Consider the following 16,917-nt stretch of genomic DNA (forward strand, 5'->3'; position numbering starts at 1 on the left):
GATGGGTTGTACGTGAAACTTCGTCGAGATACGGTAGAAAAAGAGGTCATTTATGTCGTGTTAGGGGTAAACGAAGAAGGGTATCGTGAAATTCTTGATTTCTTTGTGGGAGGACAGGAAAGCGCCTATGTATGGCAGGAGATTCTTCAACAACTATACAACAGGGGCGTAAAGGAAGTGCTTCTGGGCGTATTCGATGGACTACCGGGATTGGAGGAAGCCTTTAAAGCCGTTTATCCGAAAACCGATGTGCAGCGCTGTGTCGTTCACAAAGTACGTAATACCTTACATCGTGTTCGGAAAAAAGATCAATTTGAAGTGGCAGAGGATCTCAAACTGATTGATCGCGCGCCGAATAAGGAGATGGCGTTCCAGATGTTTCAACAGTTTGAGTCGAAATGGTCCAGCAAGTATCCGAGAGAAGTCCAATCTTGGGCCCATGAGTGGGATGTCCTCCTTACATTTATGGAGTATCCAAGCCGTATTCGAAGTGTGATTTACACGACGAATGCCATTGAACGAACGATCAAGGAGATTCGGAAACGTCTCAAGCCGATGAACAGTTTGAGCAGTTTAGAAGCCGCGGAAAAAGTCGTGTATTTGACCATCCAAGATTTTAATGAGAAAGGGGCAGGACGAAAGTTGCGAGGATTTGCCGAAGCACATGAAGCTCTTCAACGAATGTTTGAAGAACGTTACAATTAACTAAATAATGTAAATTAATGAGATAAGGGGATTCTCCCTTTCCACACAGAAGACTGAATATTCAGTCTTCTGTGTGGAGGAAACAGCCCCCCTCTATTCCAAATCCATTTCAGAGATACCCTATCTATTTTACATTACACAAAATTCTTGACGGTACCCTAGTTACAATTTTATTTTTTGTGTGCAAATTCATAAAAAAATAATTCAGAGGCTCTTACTGTAGTCAACCTAATTCTCTCAGCGTTATTGAGATTTACTAATATCTTCATTGTGTGAAGGTTTGAGATTCGTGTCGTCATCAATCTTTATCATGTTTCGGCAGACATAATCGCTGGCATGTATCAAAAGCGTTGGTCGATTGAAGTGTTTTTTTCGTCGGATCAAGCAATATTCCAACTTTCCTACCGTTTTTTCAATCCTTAACTTATATATTTTATTCATCAAAAAGGGACTGAAGTATTAATGGGATATCTATCTTATTTTTTATTTATAATTTTATCTAACTCGAGATTTTCAAGATCTATATTACTGATATTTATGATCAATAATAAAATTACACTTTTTCAATTTGGTTTAATCCAGCTTTCTTATTATAGTATTCGCTTTTTGAGCGAATTTCCAAGTGGTGTTCTAGCAGACTATATAAAAAGAAAATACTCTATGGCTATTGGTAGTCTACTAGCCAGTTTGTCTGGAATTCTACTCTATAGTACTAACTTTTTGGATATATCTGGATATTTTTGGGTGTTTTTAATATTATTTAGCTTAGATGCGATGGCTTCCTCTTTTCTTAGTGGTTCAGATCAAGCCATGTTGTATGATTACTTAAAAAGAAAAGGTTTGGAAAGTAAATATCCAAAATTTTTAGGTTGGAGAGAAGCGATCGCGGCAATTTCATTGGGAACAACAACAATAATTGGAGGATTCTTAGCTTCTAAATCAATAAATTTACCTTTTTTATGGCAAGGAATTTTGTTTTTACTTGCCACACTAGTAATCCTATTCTTCCCAGAAAATAAATCTGTAACAATAAAAGAAAGAGTATCTAGGACAACTCCTCTAAAAATTGCATCAGAAGGATTAAATGTTATTAAAAGGATTCCTACTATCCAATTTTTGGTTTTATTTATGACTACTCTAGCTGCCAGCACTAACACCGTAACTATATTTATTCAGGGATATTTTAATGAGTTAAATATTAGTACTAATTCTATTGGAATCATTTATGGTATTTGTACGGTACTGAGTGCGCTAGCAGCTATAAATTCCTATCATCTGACAAAACTAACATTAAAGACAATATTAATTATTACAACTAGTATGTTCTTTGTGGGTATTATATGTTTGCTTACAGAATATATACCTTTAGTAATCTTTGGATTTTTCCTTATTTATCTTAAATTAGATTTTCTAGAGCCTTCTGTGTATTTCTTTTTAAATAAATATGTTAAGGAAGAAGTTCGAGCAACTGTTCTTTCTTTTTTCGGAACAGCCTTAAACTTTGTAACTCTTATTATGTACCCACTATATGGAATAGTTGGAGAACAATCTGGATACAAGGGCATGATCTTTGGAATGTCAATTTTGTCCATCCCCTTATTTATTTATTTGTTTATTTTTTACAAAAAGTACAAAGTGGGGGATAGTAAAACATCTATATCAGTTTAACTTGAAGATTAGAGTTCTAAATAATCAGAAATTCTGTTACAAATTTTTTCGGCTGTCGGAGGTAAGTCAAGAATTTCCTTCATCAAGCGAATTAGTGACAGATTACCGAACAACAATTCTTCTTTTGATGGAAAATTCAAATGGATTGACAGCATTCCGTCAAGGGATGGCCAATGCCAATCCTTCCATCCTTCATGTGTATGATCGATGGCATTTGATCGGGAATGCGAAGAAGAGACTGGATTTTCTTCTTTTATTCCTCGTTCCTTCTGTGATGACATGGAGTAAATCTCTCCCATCTGTTCGTGAAATCGAAAGGACAAAGGCAGAAAAGAGGAAAAAGGAGCGCCAGGAACAAAAATGGGCACTTATTCAAGAAATCCAAACGGCTCATCCATCAGGGAAGAACATTTCTGGGCTTGCGAAGGAATATGAGCTAGATCGGAAAACGGTGAAAAAATACCTTCAGACGACAACTCCGCCACCGATTCATCGACGAAAAAGAAAAACACCGATTTCCCCTTTTTTGAACCGTGTCATCGAGTTAGAAGCGCAAGGACTATAATGTCCCCAGGGGGTGAAACACAAAATCCGAAATCTAAGTTATACTGTAACTATGAAGAAGAGAACGAATTATACGCCAGAATTTAAAACGAAAGTCGTCCTTGAAATCTTGTCAGAAGAATCTACTGTGAATCAAATTGCAGCCAAATATGATGTCAGCCCAGTTGTACTCTCTCGTTGGAAAAAGGAGTTCATCGAACGGGCCTCGGAAGTGTTTAAGAAAGGGCCTTCCGAAGCCGAAAAGGAACTCGAACAAAGTAAACAACATATCGCAGGACTGGAGCAAAAGGTTGGCCAGCTTACCTATGGGGTAGACGGGTTGGAAAAAAAATCTACAGAAATCCTCGGGCCAGGCTGGAAGAAAAAATAATATTGATTTTAGTGATTCTCAGATTACGATTAGCCGGCAGGCTGAATTGTTAAGCATCAATCGAAGCAGCGTTTATCGTCAGCCGCCCAAGGAGACGGTGATCTCTGACGACGACTTATTTATCATGCGCAGAATCGATGAACTGCACACGGTCCACCCTACGTGGAGTTACCGGACCATCACAAAAGTCATCCGCCGCGATGACCATATCCTCGTGAATCGTCAGAAGATCCGGAGATTGATGCGTGAGATGGGCATGCACACCATTTACCCGAAGCCCCACCTCAGCAAGCGTTACCATGCTCAGTATATTCGTCCCTATCTACTTAGAAAGCTAAATAGCTGTCGTCCTGATCAGGTCTGGGGGATCGATATTACCTATCTCCGGATGGAGAAGGGCGTTATGTACCTCTTTGTCATCATAGATTGGTGCAGTCGGTGTATCGTCGATTACGAGCTTTCCAGCACCTTAGAGAAAACCTTTGTTATGAACTGTCTGGAACGGGCACTGAAAAGCCGCAAGCCTGAAATAATGAATAGGGACCAAGGGTCGCACTTTACAAACCCGGATTACTTAGGTTTACTGGATCGAGCCGAGATCAAAGTCTCCATGGATGGAAAAGGACAAGCTCTGGATAATGTGAGAACAGAGCGTTTCTTTAGAACTTTGAAATATGACCTGATCTACCCCCAAGAATTTGAGACACCACGTCAATTGAGAAAAGGCATTACCGAGTATATTCATGAATACAACACCTACAGACCCCATTCCTCGATTGGCGATCTGTGTCCACTGGAGACTTACAACGGTAGAGAATTTTGTGCAGCCTAATGACCCAATACTCGAAAGGAGAATGAACTTAGAACTCCACTTCGTGTGTCTTGACATTGGGGAGCATTATATTTAGCTGTTGACTGGCTACTGAATACGCTGGATTTTTATCGCCGGTTATGACACGAGGCTTAGAAACATAAAAAGACCGCAAAGCTTCTTTAGGAAGCGCTTTGCAGCCTTTTGATCACTTGTTTTGCTTAAATAAAAATCAATGGTACTTCCTTCAAAATTAACTGCACGATACAAATCCATCCATTGACCTTTTACTTTTATGTATCTGTAGATGAGCATTTTTAATCACAATAATTTCCATGGTTAGAGAGACAAACAGGGTACCCCTTACGCGATACGGAGCTGTTTTTTGATCACATCAATGGGAATATCTTGCTTCGCGGCGTCATAAATGAACTCTACGACGCGGTGGCCTTTCCGCGATCGAAGAAGCTCCAGTCCGGCGGAGAGGTTTTGTCGGGATTCGGCGATGCTGTACACGCAGGCCAAGAGCACCACCGCCCAATACCGTTTCACTGCCTGCATGTGGCGAACGCGGTATCCATCCAGCTTCAGTTGATCTTTCGCCTGACGGAAAAAGCATTCGATTGTCCAACGCTGGGCGTAGTAACGCAGTCGCTCAATTCCCGGTCGGTGCTCAAGACGCAATGGAGAGGTTCCGGTGTCGTCAGCTGATCCGCCTTCCAAGCCAGCAGCACCACCGCATTCTCAAGACCGTTTAGGATGCCTTTGTAACGATACACGCGGTAACGCTCCTGTCCCATCGTGACGAGGCGGGTATCGTTCGGTTCGAGGCTGCGCGCAAACGGCTTCGCACGGAGAATATTAAATAATACTAATCGTGATGATGATAAATTATGAAATAACGAGACATAATTGTGAGATAATGCGAGATAATTTATAATTGACGTTGATCGGATCATGAAAGTCGAATCCCAAATAAGTACTGAATCAATGGAATTTTAATCAGAACGACAGAATCAATACTTGGACGACCTTTATCTTCCGAATACAAATCTTTCATCAATCATAGATAAACAAAAAATCAATCGCTGCATCGATTTTTCGAACAAGATGGTCTTGGGGTACTAACTCATCGAGAGTAACAGCCATCATCGAATGACGTTTGTCCGTATTTTGTCGTTGAAGCATATTTCTCACCTCCATACACCTTACTATTCCTCAACTATAATAAAAAAGCTTGTCGACAAAGTCGACAAGCTGAAAGATCCTGTTTACAAAAAACAGGACCTTTTGACATTTATGCTTGCTGGTTCATTTGGCGCGCAGCCGCATTCACCTGCTCGTCCGCATGGTAAGAAGAGCGCACAAGCGGTCCAGCTTCGCAATGGCTGAATCCTTTACTTAGCGCTATTTCTTTTAATTCCATAAATTCATGCGGATGATAATATTTTTGCACTTTAAGATGTTTTTTTGTCGGCTGCAAATATTGTCCAATCGTTAAAATATCAACATGATGAGCCCTTAGGTCATCCATCGCTTCAATAATTTCTTCTTTGGTTTCTCCAAGTCCAATCATAATGCTGGATTTAGTTGGAATATCCGGCTGCAATTCTTTAGCACGCCGTAAAAATTCAAGGGAGCGCTCATACGTAGCGCGGGCACGAACTCTTGGAGTGAGACGGCGGACGGTTTCGATATTATGATTTAAAATGTCAGGCCGAGCATCCATTAATGTTTTTAAATTTTCATATACTCCACCCATATCAGACGGAAGCACCTCAATGGTCGTAAACGGATTTTTGCGGCGAACCGCACGGACCGTTTCCGCAAACACAGCCGCTCCTCCGTCTTTTAAATCATCACGCGCTACAGCTGTTACAACAACATGCTTTAAGTTCATAATGCGCACGGAATCGGCCACTCTTTCCGGTTCCTTCCAATCCAACTCAGTCGGCAAGCCTGTTTTGACCGCACAGAAACGGCATGCACGCGTACAAACATCCCCTAAAATCATAAAGGTGGCCGTTCTTCTTACAGCCCAGCATTCATGGATATTCGGGCATTTTGCTTCCTCACAAACGGTATGCAATTGCTTTTCGCGCATCATTTTTTTCAGGCCGATGTAATTTTCGTTCGTATTCAGCTTTATCTTCAACCAATCGGGTTTGCGAATGCGTTCTTCGTTTGTAGCCATTTTTCACACTCCAATAATTTATTTACACATTTTTATTATAAAAAAAAGCAAGGTTGAACACAAAGGAAATTGTCGTAACCGCTTGCAGCTTCCAATTTTTAATATTTATGAAAACCGCCAATCTCCTCAAACTAATGATATCAGATTTTCTGAAAGGAGTAGGAAGATGTGTATAAACTAATCTCTCTGGCATTGGCCGTTTTATGCATGGTTTCGTTTCCCCTGTCCGTCTTTGCAAAAGAAACCATGCATGATGAAGATATTTATGAACGGCGAATGGAGCTGTACAAACAAGCGGAAGCAGTCTCGCTCATTCCCTGGTATTATTTTGCCGCAATTGATCAATATGAACGAAATATCCGCCTTGTGCGCCGCGATTTACCGAAAGCGAAAGGCGTTCTTGGTATTTATATTAAACCGGAAATATGGTCTGGCCCTCTTAATAAAAATCAAAATGATACGAATCCGTTCACGATCTCACAATTTGGCGGTTTTGGAATGGATGGAAATGGAGATGGTGTAGCTGATTCGACAAATGATGAGGATATTATTTTTTCCATGGCGCGGTTTCTCCAATCATACGGCACCGATCATGAGCATTTAAAAATAGCTCTATGGCAGTATTATCATCGCAGTAAAACCGTCGATATGATTTTAGGAAAAGTGAAAATTTATAAAAAATATGGCACCCTTCGTCTTGATAGTCACGCATTTCCTCTTCCTCTTCACGCTAATTACACCTATAAAGATACGTGGGGCGATGCAAGAGGCTGGGGGGGAAGAAGAATTCATGAAGGAACAGATATTTTCGCTGATTATGGAGTTCCTGTACGCTCCACTTGTTACGGCATCGTTGAATTAAAAGGATGGAACCAGTACGGAGGATGGCGTGTTGGCATACGCGATATTAATAATACGTATCATTATTTTGCCCATTTAAACGGATTTGCTGGAAGCTTGCATCAAGGACAAATTGTTGAACCGGGAATGATTATCGGCGCTGTTGGCAGCTCAGGCTATGGCCCTCCCGGCACTGCTGGCAAATTTCCACCGCATCTTCATTATGGCATGTATAAAGATAACGGCTATGCAGAGTGGTCATTTGATCCGTATCCGCATTTAAAAATATGGGAAAGAATGGAGAAAATAAAACGAAAACAAAGAGATCGGAAATGATCCGATCTCTTCTTACCCTGCATAATAGAGAACAGTAACTGAAATTTGACCTTTTCCGCCACACACAGTCAGGTGGCCGAACAAAGCCGCGTCACAGAATGATGAATGGGCCTAAAAGCGGATGCTTGGCAAGAAGTCGGCAGCTTGCCTCCAACCATCGACAAAATGGAGATTTTGCTTTGCATCAGTTATACATCCCAGCTTCTCATCGTACCGATTCTATAAAAAGACGGAAATCCATCTGCTTCATATTAATGAGTCGGTACTTCAAATGATGGATTCACGTTATTTCCGTTGTTATAAAAGTTCGGAACCTCTCCTTCAATGACTTGCATTGCAACCGGAAAGTCCCGAGCCACAACAATCGGTTTTGTTGAAAATGGAATAATCACTTGAACATTCACTTCGACACGGACGGAAATTTCTACAAGGGCATTATTAATTCCAAACGGCTGGATGCTTTTTTTCACTTCTGGCGTCACATCACCGATGATGTCAAACCGAACAGGAACGCGAGGCCCCAAACTTCCAAGCAACACATTATTTGTCGCTTGACCAACAGGTATATAATAGATAATTCCATCCTCATTCGATTCCGAATCTTCAACGCCAACACTAGAAATTTCAAGCTCCTGAAATTTTCCTCGAGATGCTGCTTTTAAATTCTTTTCCACGCGATCAACAAGCTTGGTAACAACCCGATTGACAATCGCATTATTATAATTAATGGAAGCGATATTGCCGTTTGTATCATGCTGGATCACAATTACATCATTCATGTTTATTTCTTCTTCTTCAATTTGCTGCTTAATCGCGCTGTTGATGACCAGATTAGCGACTCGCTTCGTTTCACTCTCGGCAATATCCATTAACACCGGTTCGATTCCTTTATTAATAATCCAAAGACTGACTACTGTAGATAAAATAAAAAAAACAAAAGTGAGCAAGAATAAATAACGAAAAGGAAGAGGCCCTTTTTTTGGTAAACGTCCGGGAAATGCAGCCAATGGAAAATCCCCCCTTTACAAGCTATATGTATGCTTGAAAGAGAGGACATTTGTTATTTTTTTTATCCCAATTATAGATGTAACTCGATATTTGCCTCGATATAAAGGCTTAAACTAACGAACCTGGCAATCAAATAACGCCGCCTCCCAGAACGATGAAAGCGGCGTTAGACATCCCGACAGTCGCAATAAAACCGCCGCTTCATTGAGAAAGCGACAATGTGTTGACACCCCAAGTTGCCTCTCTATAAATCAAACGGTTGTTTTTCTATTTATAGAACCTTTATTTCATTCTAAGCAAAGCTTCCCTTCCTGTCATTCCAACCGTAATTCCTCTTTCTTCAGCTGCCACCGTTACCGACTCTAATGGCGCCTCTAGCAACTGTTCAATGGTGCGGACACCTACCGCCCTGCCTGCAATAATCCCTCTATCTTTCAGTTTTTCATTCAATAATCCCACATCTAGAGCTCCGCACATAATGTACCCTTGATCGCTTGCGACCGCTAATAAATTCGTTTTAGGAAGCTGCACAGAAATTGCGATAAATGGATAATTGTCAATCATAACAGGTTTAACATCGATCATACCGAACACACTCCTTTCTCTAATTCAATGTATGAAAAAGAGAAAAAAGTGTGCTTACGATGGCTGGGCTAATTTCCATGCCAGCAAATCTCGCAGAAATTCAGGCATATAATAGATTTTTTGCGGAGCGCGATGAATTTGTGGATAAAAATGCCCGAAAGTAAACATATCAATCGTAGCGACAGCATACGTTTGATCAGCCCTCAGCTCCTTACCATTAATAAAAATATGGCGAACATGTTCTGAGCCATCACTTGTCTTCTCTGTTTGCAGTTTCACGCCATCATACGCCATTTGTCCCATTATTTTGCCGCGAAATCCGAATCCTCTTATGGAGAGCCGCTTCATCGTTTCTGTATGCGCTTGTAAAATCACTTCTTTTAGTTCGTCTCCCCGTAAATACACTTTGCATGGATTAATCGGGTGAGGGCAAATTCGATGCAAATCCTTTTTTGTGACAATGCCTTTTGGCAACGGTTCGAGCAGCACTCCTGCGTTCACCATACCTATATCGCCGCTACACCATTCTTTTAAGGCTGAGGCTAGCAGCTGAGCGAAAGGTGATGGAGAAAACCATTGTAAAGGCAGTTCTTGATGGAGTTCAGCCACTGCTTCTTTGTCAAGCTGCTGTAAGCTTTCCTTCTCCAGCCCCATAAGCATCTGCTTTGTGTCTTCGCATTCCGAAAGCGCAGCTATATCTACTACTTCCGCTTCCCATTTCTTTTCCGGCATGGACAGCTTCACCACTCCAATGTGTTGTCCATACTTTCCAGCGCCACATAGAAGCGTATCGTTCACCCATTTCCCCTTTGAAAGCACATGATGCGTATGTGCACCGAGAATCAGATCAATCCCTGATACCGTTTGCGCAATGAACTCGTCATCGTTAATTCCCAAGTGTGACAGCAAAATCACGACGTCGGCCTGTTTCCGCACATCGTGTACAATGTCATTCAGCCATTCTAATGGTGGAGTAATGTTCCATCCTAGCAGCTCATAAAATTTTTTAAAATAAACGGTGACTCCAATTACGCCAATACGAAGGGTGTCAGACACGGAAATGATGCGATACGGCTGAAGCCACGGCGGACGTTTCCCATCTTTTCCAAACAAATTCGCTACTAAAACGGAAAAACGGGCGTTTTCATATAATTGACTCAGCTCCTCATAATTAAGCGTGATTCCTTCATTATTGCCAATCGTCACCGCATCATACTGCAATTGATTTAATAGCTGCACATTCGCTTTTCCCCTTGTTGCTTCTGTAATGGGATGAAATCGATCGATAAAATCACCGATGTCGAACAAAAGCATTTTTTCGTTTTGCCGTTCATGTTCGCGTCGTTTATCCTGCAAAAATTTAGCAATTCTTGGCCAATTTTCAAAATGGCTATGCACATCGTTTGTATGATAAATATAAAGATTTTGCTTCAACCAAAAACACCTCTTTTATGAAATGCCTTGAATAATAAGGCGCACTCCAAGCAGAATCAGGACAAGCCGCAGCATCAAAACAAGCGTTTGGCTTTTAAGTTTTTTATTCATCCATGCCCCTATCTTTGCGCCAATCCAAATGCCTGGGATCAAAGCAATCGCAAACAGCCATTCCACATTTCCCAGCACGATATGGGTAATAGAGCTCACAACGGAAGACACAAAGATCATAAACATGGATGTGGCCACAGCCACGTGCGGCGGAAAGAAAAACAGCAGGATCATCGCTGGAACCATCAGCGATCCTCCGCCAATCCCAAACAATCCGCCGAAGAAGCCGACGGCAAAGGCAATCGCAATCGCGATTGCCGGATGGTATCCATAGATGACCGTTTCTCCCTCATTTGTTATATATGTGCGCGTGACAACAAAATGCTTTTGTTTAGGCAAATGGGCGGAACGTTTGGTCAGCATCAACAAAAACGAAACGAAAACTAAGAACAAGCCAAAGTAAAGCGAAAAATGTTTCAAGCTTAGCATTTGATTGGTCCACGCACCAAGCATGGCCCCCGGTCCGCTTCCGATAAAAAAAAGCCATCCGCTCTGATAGTCCACCATGCGTTCTTTCATATAAGACAGCGTCGAGGAAAGACCATTAAAAATAATGACCACTAGTGATGTGCCAACTGCTACTTGCGGAGAAACGTCGGGCAAAAAGTGGATGGCTCCTAAAAACAATAATGAAGGTACAACAATAATCCCTCCGCCTAACCCTACTAAGCTGCCGATCGTGCCGGCCAAAAAACCGACCAAAACCAATAATACGTACTCCATTATACCCCTCTCCGTTAAAATAAATCTAACTGTCTTGGCGCTAAATCCGTATACTCGATACCAAGCATTTGAAGCAGCTGTTTGGCGTTATCTGCCGCATCGCCGCCAGAATTATTATTAAATAATATGTAAAGCTCATTTGTTTGCTTCTGAAGACGCCGAATATGATGCACCCATTCGCGCAACTCGTCTTCACGATAGCGATACAAATAACGGACCGCACGCCAATTTTCTCCACTCGTTGCTTTATTCCATCCGTGCACGTTGCGGCCATGAAAACGAATCAGTGTTTTTTCGCGGTTTGTTGGATGTAAAACAGCCGGAATCGATCCTTCCCCTGCCTGCGGTTCATCGCATATGCTATGAATCCATCCTTCCGTCTCCATAAACTTCAATGTCTTTTCATAAAAACGGGGCCAAAACCATGACTGATGCCGAAACTCTAAGGCCACTGGAACATCCCCCATTTTCTCTCGACACCAGCGCAAGTAAGCGACATGCTCACGCCGGCAATCAAACCAAGGCGGAAATTGAAACAACACCATGGCCAGCTTCTTCGCTTCTAAAAACGGAGCAATGGACAATAAAAAAGCAGCAAACATTTCTTCCTTGCTTGAATAGGGGATTTCTCCACGTTCATGGCCTGTCATTCCTTGATACGCTTTTACAATAAAACGAAAAGCGTCAGGAGTTTCACGAATCCATTTCTCTACATTTTGCTGCGGCTGAATCGCATAAAAATAGGAATCGACCTCGACAGTTGGGAAATGAGCCGCATATTCTTGCAGTTTATCCTTAGAAGCAAGACCGGGTGGATAAAGGCTGTCGTGATCTCCCCACCCAGTTAATCCGATATAAATCATCCGCATCACCTTAACTTCATCATAACACAATTATGTGGAAAAATAATGTAGCAAATCGGCCTGAACTTCCATGAAAACAACGCAGCTTTATTGATACATTGGCTAGAAACAGGGATGAAGCAAAACATGTTGGCTTCTTTGTTCGTCCAAACTAGAATGTTCGACTATAAAAACACCCCACACTGCTGGATATTTAATCAACAGTGTGGGGATGAAGCTAAATCAATAGAGCTGATCAGATGCAATCATGGATCAATGGTGGGCGCAGCGTCCCCAAGGAAACACTACACCTTGATAGGATAAGGATTAACCAATACTTCCTTCCATCTCGAATTTAATGAGACGGTTCATCTCTACCGCATATTCCATCGGAAGCTCTCTTGTAAATGGCTCAATGAAGCCCATCACGATCATTTCCGTCGCTTCTTGCTCCGAAATGCCTCGGCTCATGAGATAGAACAGTTGCTCTTCTGATACCTTTGATACTTTTGCTTCGTGCTCTAATGAAATGTTGTCATTTAAAATTTCATTGTATGGGATGGTATCAGAAGTAGACTGATTATCCATAATGAGCGTGTCACATTCAATATTGGAGCGAGAGCCTGATGCTTTTCGACCAAAGTGGACGATTCCGCGATAGGTTACTTTTCCGCCCTGCTTAGAAATAGATTTAGAAACAATGGTCGAAGATGTGTTTGGCGCCAAATGGATCATTTTCGCCCCGGCATCTTGATGCTGGCCTTTTCCAGCGATCGCAATGGAAAGCGTCAAACCGCGCGCGCCCTCTCCTTTTAAAATCACAGCCGGATATTTCATCGTTAATTTAGAGCCAATATTTCCGTCAATCCACTCCATTGTTGCGTTTTCTTCGCAAACCGCACGCTTCGTTACAAGGTTAAAGACGTTGTTGGCCCAGTTTTGGATTGTTGTATAGCGGCAGTACGCACCCTTCTTCACAATAATTTCCACAACGGCGCTGTGAAGCGAGTTTGTGGTATACACCGGAGCGGTACAGCCTTCCACATAATGCACATGTGCGCCTTCATCGACAATAATCAATGTACGCTCAAATTGTCCCATGTTTTCCGAGTTAATCCGGAAATATGCTTGCAACGGAGTTTCCACTTTCACTCCTTTCGGAACATAAATGAACGAGCCGCCCGACCACACTGCCGAGTTAAGCGCTGCAAACTTGTTGTCTGTTGGCGGCACCACTTTTGCCCAATGCTCTCGGAAAATATCTTCATTTTCTTTAAGAGCGGAATCCGTATCCTTAAAAATCACACCGAGCTTTTCAAGGTCTTCTTTCATGTTGTGGTACACCACTTCGGATTCGTATTGCGCTGATACCCCTGCCAAATATTTTTGCTCCGCTTCTGGAATGCCTAATTTATCAAATGTCGCTTTAATTTCCGCAGGCACTTCATCCCATGAACGCCCTGATTTTTCTGATGGCTTTACATAATACGTAATTTCATCAAAATTTAAACTTGATAAATCGCCACCCCATTGTGGCATTGGTAAGCTATAAAAAATATCTAACGCTTTTAAGCGAAATTCCAGCATCCATTGCGGCTCATTTTTCATTCGCGAAATTTCTTCTACAATCTCTTTCGTCAATCCGCGTTTCGCACGAAACACCGAAACATCCTTATCGACGAAGCCATATTTATATTCGCCGATTTCTGGCATTTTTTTCGCCATTATGATTCGCCTCCTTTTTTACAAGCCTTTTTCATTGCTGTGAGCGTAAGCCTTTCTCCATCGCCTTCCATGCAAGCGTCGCACATTTAATGCGAGCAGGAAATTTAGAAACGCCCTGAAGCGCTTCAATATCTCCTAAATCAAGCGATTCATCGTATTCCTTTCCCTGCATCATATCAGAGAAGACATGGGCTAACTCTAGCGCTTCTTCGATCGTTTTTCCCTTAATTGCTTGCGTCATCATCGAAGCAGACGACATCGAAATCGAACAGCCTTCCCCTTCAAATTTCGCATCCATCACCTTTCCGTCTTCTACCTTCATCGTTAAATGGACACGATCGCCGCATGTCGGATTGTTCATATTAATATCAATATTTTCATCCTCAAGCACGCCGCGGTTTCTCGGATTTTTGTAATGATCCATGATGACTTGGCGATACAATGTATCTAAAGGGTTATTAAAAGACATGGCTGAAATACTCCTTCGTTTTCTTTAATGCCGCTACTAACCGATCAATGTCTTCCTCAGTATTATATAAATAAAAGCTTGCTCGCGCAGTCGCGGAAACATGGAGCCATTTCATTAAAGGCTGCGCGCAATGATGTCCGGCACGGACGGCAATTCCTTCCGCATCAAGCACCGTGGCCACATCATGAGGATGAACATTGTCGATATTGAATGTGACAAGACCTGCACGTTCCTTTGGTCCATAGATCGTCAAGCCTTCAATAGCGGAAAGCTGCTCTAGCGCGTATTGCGCCAATTGGTGTTCATAAGCCATGATATTTTCTAAACCGATTTGTTCAAGAAAATCAATAGCGGCTCCTAACCCAATCGCACCAGCAATAATCGGCGTTCCCCCTTCGAATTTCCACGGGAGTTCCTTCCATGTCGATTCGTACAAACCGACAAAGTCAATCATTTCTCCGCCGAACTCAACGGGTTCCATTTGCTCCAAAAGCGAACGTTTACCATATAATACGCCAATGCCTGTCGGACCGCACATCTTATGCCCAGAAAATGCAAGAAAATCACAATCCAAATCTTGCACATCGACTTTCATATGCGGTGCGCTTTGTGCAGCATCCACAACCATGACAGCACCATTTTGATGAGCAATTTGCGCAATTTGCTTAATTGGATTTATCGCACCTAAAACGTTCGATACTTGCATAACAGAAACAATTTTTGTATTCGGCGTCACCGTTTTTTCAACATCTTCTAGACTGATGGATCCGTCTTCTTGAAGCGGAATATATTTCAACGTAGCGCCTGTATATTTAGCCACCTGCTGCCAAGGAATGATATTGCTATGATGTTCCATATACGTGATGACAATTTCGTCTCCTTCGCGCAGATTGGCGCGTCCGTAACTCGCCGCCACGGTATTTAATGCGGTCGTCGTCCCGCGTGTAAATATAATTTCCTGTGTTGATTTTGCATTAATAAATTTGCGTACTTTTTCACGCGCTCCTTCATACGCATCCGTCGCTTTCGTTCCAAGCGTGTGCACGCCGCGATGAACGTTTGAGTTATATCCGCGATAATATTGATTAAGCGCTTCAATTACCGGAAGAGGCTTCTGAGAAGTAGCTGCGCTGTCAAGATATACTAATGGCTTCCCATTAACTTCTTGGTCTAAAATTGGAAACAGCTGACGAACCTCTTTTACGTTCATTATTTAACTTTCCTTTCAATGATTTCAATAAGTTGCTTTTTCACGTTCTCCAGCGGGATTTCTTTGACAACAGGTGCTAAGAATCCATGAATAATTAAACGCTCTGCCTCCACCTTTGGAACGCCTCGGCTCATTAAATAATAAAGCTGAATGGGATCCACCCGTCCAACAGAAGCAGCATGGCCCGCTATTACATCATCTTCATCAATTAAAAGGATCGGATTGGCGTCGCCGCGCGCTTTGTCGCTGAGCATAAGCACACGCGATTCTTGCTCAGCATTTGATTTCGAAGCACCGTGCTCAATTTTGCCAATACCATTAAAAATGGAAGTCGCGCTATCCTTCATGACGCCGTGCTTTAAAATGCGGCCTTCTGTATTCTTGCCGTAATGCACAACGCTTGTCGTGAAGTTTTGCGTTTGCTCGCCGCGTCCAACCACCACGGTTTTTGTGTCACCATAAGAACCGTCGCCGATTAATCGCGTAATATTTTCAGAAACGGTATTTCCATCATTCATCAATCCTAATGCCCACTCAATGCGGCCATGGCGTCCTGCGATCCCGCGGCGATTGACATATGTGGTCGTTCCCTTTGCCAAATGGTCAACCGCTGCAAAAATCACTTGAGCATTTTCATGGGCAAATACTTCAGCGACGATATTAACCACTGCATTCGCATTTTCATGGATGGAAACATAGTTTTCAACATAGGCAAGTTTACTATTCGCTTCCGCTACGACAATCACGTGATTAAACAGTGCCGCATCCTGTGTTTCATGAATATAAACAGCTTGAAGCGGGGTATTGATTTCCACATTTTTAGGAACATATACAAAAACGCCGCCATTGAGAAGCGCTGCATGAAGAGCCGTCAAGCGATGCTCATCGATTTTGACTCCATCCTGCATAAAATATTTTTTCACAAGCTCTCCATGTTCGCGCACAGCCGTGAAAATATCCGTAAAAATAACTCCTTGCTTCTTTAAGTCATCCGATAATGAAACATATGCTGGTGTCTGGTCGCGTTGAATGTATAAATTTTTTGCTTCTTCGCCTGCATCAACAAGTGTTTTTACTGATTCCGGAAGTTCTTCTAGAGATGCAAACGGCGCACTTTGTACAAAATGTTGTGTGATCTCAGTAAAATTCCATTTATCAATCTTTGTTTTATCTGGCTTTGGCAATGACAACTCTTCTGCTTTGGCAAGAGCTTGTAAGCGAAGATCTAAAAGCCAGCTTGGTTCTCCGCGCCCTTCAGAAAAAGTGCGCACATACTGTTGATCGAATGGTAGTTTCGTTTCGATTGCCATAAATAATCCTCC

General features: G+C 42.2%; 16 protein-coding genes and 3 pseudogenes. 6 read left to right on the plus strand and 13 right to left on the minus strand.

Going from position 1 to position 16,917, the window contains the following annotated elements:
- From GGQ95_RS15765 to GGQ95_RS15780, 5 genes are all read left to right on the plus strand, one after another.
- Positions 1–705 (plus strand): IS256 family transposase (locus tag GGQ95_RS15765; RefSeq protein WP_183187127.1); only part of this gene is annotated, 705 nt, incomplete at its 5' end.
- A gap of 462 nt (positions 706–1,167) precedes the next feature.
- Positions 1,168–2,373: an MFS transporter gene (locus GGQ95_RS15770; protein WP_280528804.1), complete on the plus strand. Its 1,206-nt coding sequence runs from the start codon at positions 1,168–1,170 to the stop codon at positions 2,371–2,373.
- A 145-nt stretch (positions 2,374–2,518) separates the two neighbouring features.
- Positions 2,519–2,938, plus strand: coding sequence for a hypothetical protein (locus GGQ95_RS15775; RefSeq protein WP_183187129.1), 420 nt, complete (start codon positions 2,519–2,521; stop codon positions 2,936–2,938).
- A gap of 51 nt (positions 2,939–2,989) precedes the next feature.
- Positions 2,990–3,307 (plus strand): transposase, encoded by a 318-nt coding sequence (locus GGQ95_RS18895; RefSeq protein WP_338078451.1) that lies wholly within the window; start codon positions 2,990–2,992, stop codon positions 3,305–3,307.
- 1 nt (position 3,308) lies between these two features.
- A complete protein-coding gene (locus GGQ95_RS15780) occupies positions 3,309–4,139 on the plus strand; it encodes an IS3 family transposase (protein ID WP_338079038.1) in 831 nt (276 codons plus the stop codon).
- A 73-nt stretch (positions 4,140–4,212) separates the two neighbouring features.
- Here the strand turns inward: GGQ95_RS15780 and GGQ95_RS15785 are convergent.
- From GGQ95_RS15785 to lipA, 4 genes and pseudogenes are all read right to left on the minus strand, one after another.
- Positions 4,213–4,418, minus strand: a pseudogene (locus GGQ95_RS15785) (DDE-type integrase/transposase/recombinase); the annotation flags it as partial.
- A gap of 63 nt (positions 4,419–4,481) precedes the next feature.
- A pseudogene (locus GGQ95_RS15790) lies at positions 4,482–4,969 on the minus strand (transposase); the annotation flags it as partial.
- A gap of 113 nt (positions 4,970–5,082) precedes the next feature.
- Positions 5,083–5,306: pseudogene (locus tag GGQ95_RS18170) on the minus strand (transposase); the annotation flags it as partial.
- Positions 5,307–5,415: 109 nt separating this feature from the next.
- Positions 5,416–6,312 (minus strand): lipoyl synthase, encoded by an 897-nt coding sequence (gene lipA, locus GGQ95_RS15795; RefSeq protein WP_044742742.1) that lies wholly within the window; start codon positions 6,310–6,312, stop codon positions 5,416–5,418.
- A gap of 207 nt (positions 6,313–6,519) precedes the next feature.
- Here lipA and GGQ95_RS15800 point away from each other — a divergent pair, with 207 nt between their 5' ends.
- A complete protein-coding gene (locus GGQ95_RS15800) occupies positions 6,520–7,488 on the plus strand; it encodes a M23 family metallopeptidase (protein WP_183187151.1) in 969 nt (322 codons plus the stop codon).
- 251 nt (positions 7,489–7,739) lie between these two features.
- On the opposite strand, the gene yunB is transcribed toward GGQ95_RS15800, so the two are convergent.
- The 9 genes from yunB to sufD form a co-directional block, all read right to left on the minus strand.
- Entirely contained in the window at positions 7,740–8,495 is a 756-nt protein-coding gene (yunB, locus tag GGQ95_RS15805) for a sporulation protein YunB (RefSeq protein WP_066148832.1), read from the minus strand.
- Positions 8,496–8,778: 283 nt separating this feature from the next.
- Positions 8,779–9,081 carry a YunC family protein gene (locus tag GGQ95_RS15810; RefSeq protein ID WP_183187131.1) on the minus strand — a complete coding sequence of 101 codons (303 nt, stop codon included), beginning with the start codon at positions 9,079–9,081 and terminating at the stop codon, positions 8,779–8,781.
- Between the two features lie 54 nt (positions 9,082–9,135).
- On the minus strand, positions 9,136–10,515 hold the full coding sequence (locus GGQ95_RS15815; protein ID WP_066148828.1) for a bifunctional metallophosphatase/5'-nucleotidase: 1,380 nt from the start codon (positions 10,513–10,515) through the stop codon (positions 9,136–9,138).
- A gap of 15 nt (positions 10,516–10,530) precedes the next feature.
- Entirely contained in the window at positions 10,531–11,349 is an 819-nt protein-coding gene (locus GGQ95_RS15820; protein ID WP_159720329.1) for a sulfite exporter TauE/SafE family protein, read from the minus strand.
- A 14-nt stretch (positions 11,350–11,363) separates the two neighbouring features.
- A complete protein-coding gene (locus GGQ95_RS15825; RefSeq protein WP_066148824.1) occupies positions 11,364–12,212 on the minus strand; it encodes a DUF72 domain-containing protein in 849 nt (282 codons plus the stop codon).
- A 306-nt stretch (positions 12,213–12,518) separates the two neighbouring features.
- A complete protein-coding gene (sufB, locus tag GGQ95_RS15830; RefSeq protein ID WP_044742747.1) occupies positions 12,519–13,916 on the minus strand; it encodes a Fe-S cluster assembly protein SufB in 1,398 nt (465 codons plus the stop codon).
- A 31-nt stretch (positions 13,917–13,947) separates the two neighbouring features.
- The gene (gene sufU, locus GGQ95_RS15835; RefSeq protein ID WP_066148822.1) at positions 13,948–14,385 is read right to left on the minus strand and encodes a Fe-S cluster assembly sulfur transfer protein SufU; all 438 of its coding nucleotides are present in this window, start codon (positions 14,383–14,385) and stop codon (positions 13,948–13,950) included.
- Complete coding sequence (locus GGQ95_RS15840) at positions 14,375–15,595, minus strand: cysteine desulfurase (RefSeq protein WP_159720331.1); 1,221 nt, start codon at positions 15,593–15,595, stop codon at positions 14,375–14,377. The genes sufU and GGQ95_RS15840 overlap by 11 nt, the downstream gene beginning before the upstream one ends.
- Positions 15,595–16,905: a Fe-S cluster assembly protein SufD gene (gene sufD, locus GGQ95_RS15845; protein WP_183187132.1), complete on the minus strand. Its 1,311-nt coding sequence runs from the start codon at positions 16,903–16,905 to the stop codon at positions 15,595–15,597. Before sufD ends, GGQ95_RS15840 begins: the two co-directional genes overlap by 1 nt.
- Positions 16,906–16,917: the final 12 nt, after the last annotated feature.

The sequence above is a fragment of the Anoxybacteroides rupiense genome, assembly GCF_014196195.1.
GTDB lineage: Bacteria > Bacillota > Bacilli > Bacillales > Anoxybacillaceae > Anoxybacteroides > Anoxybacteroides rupiense.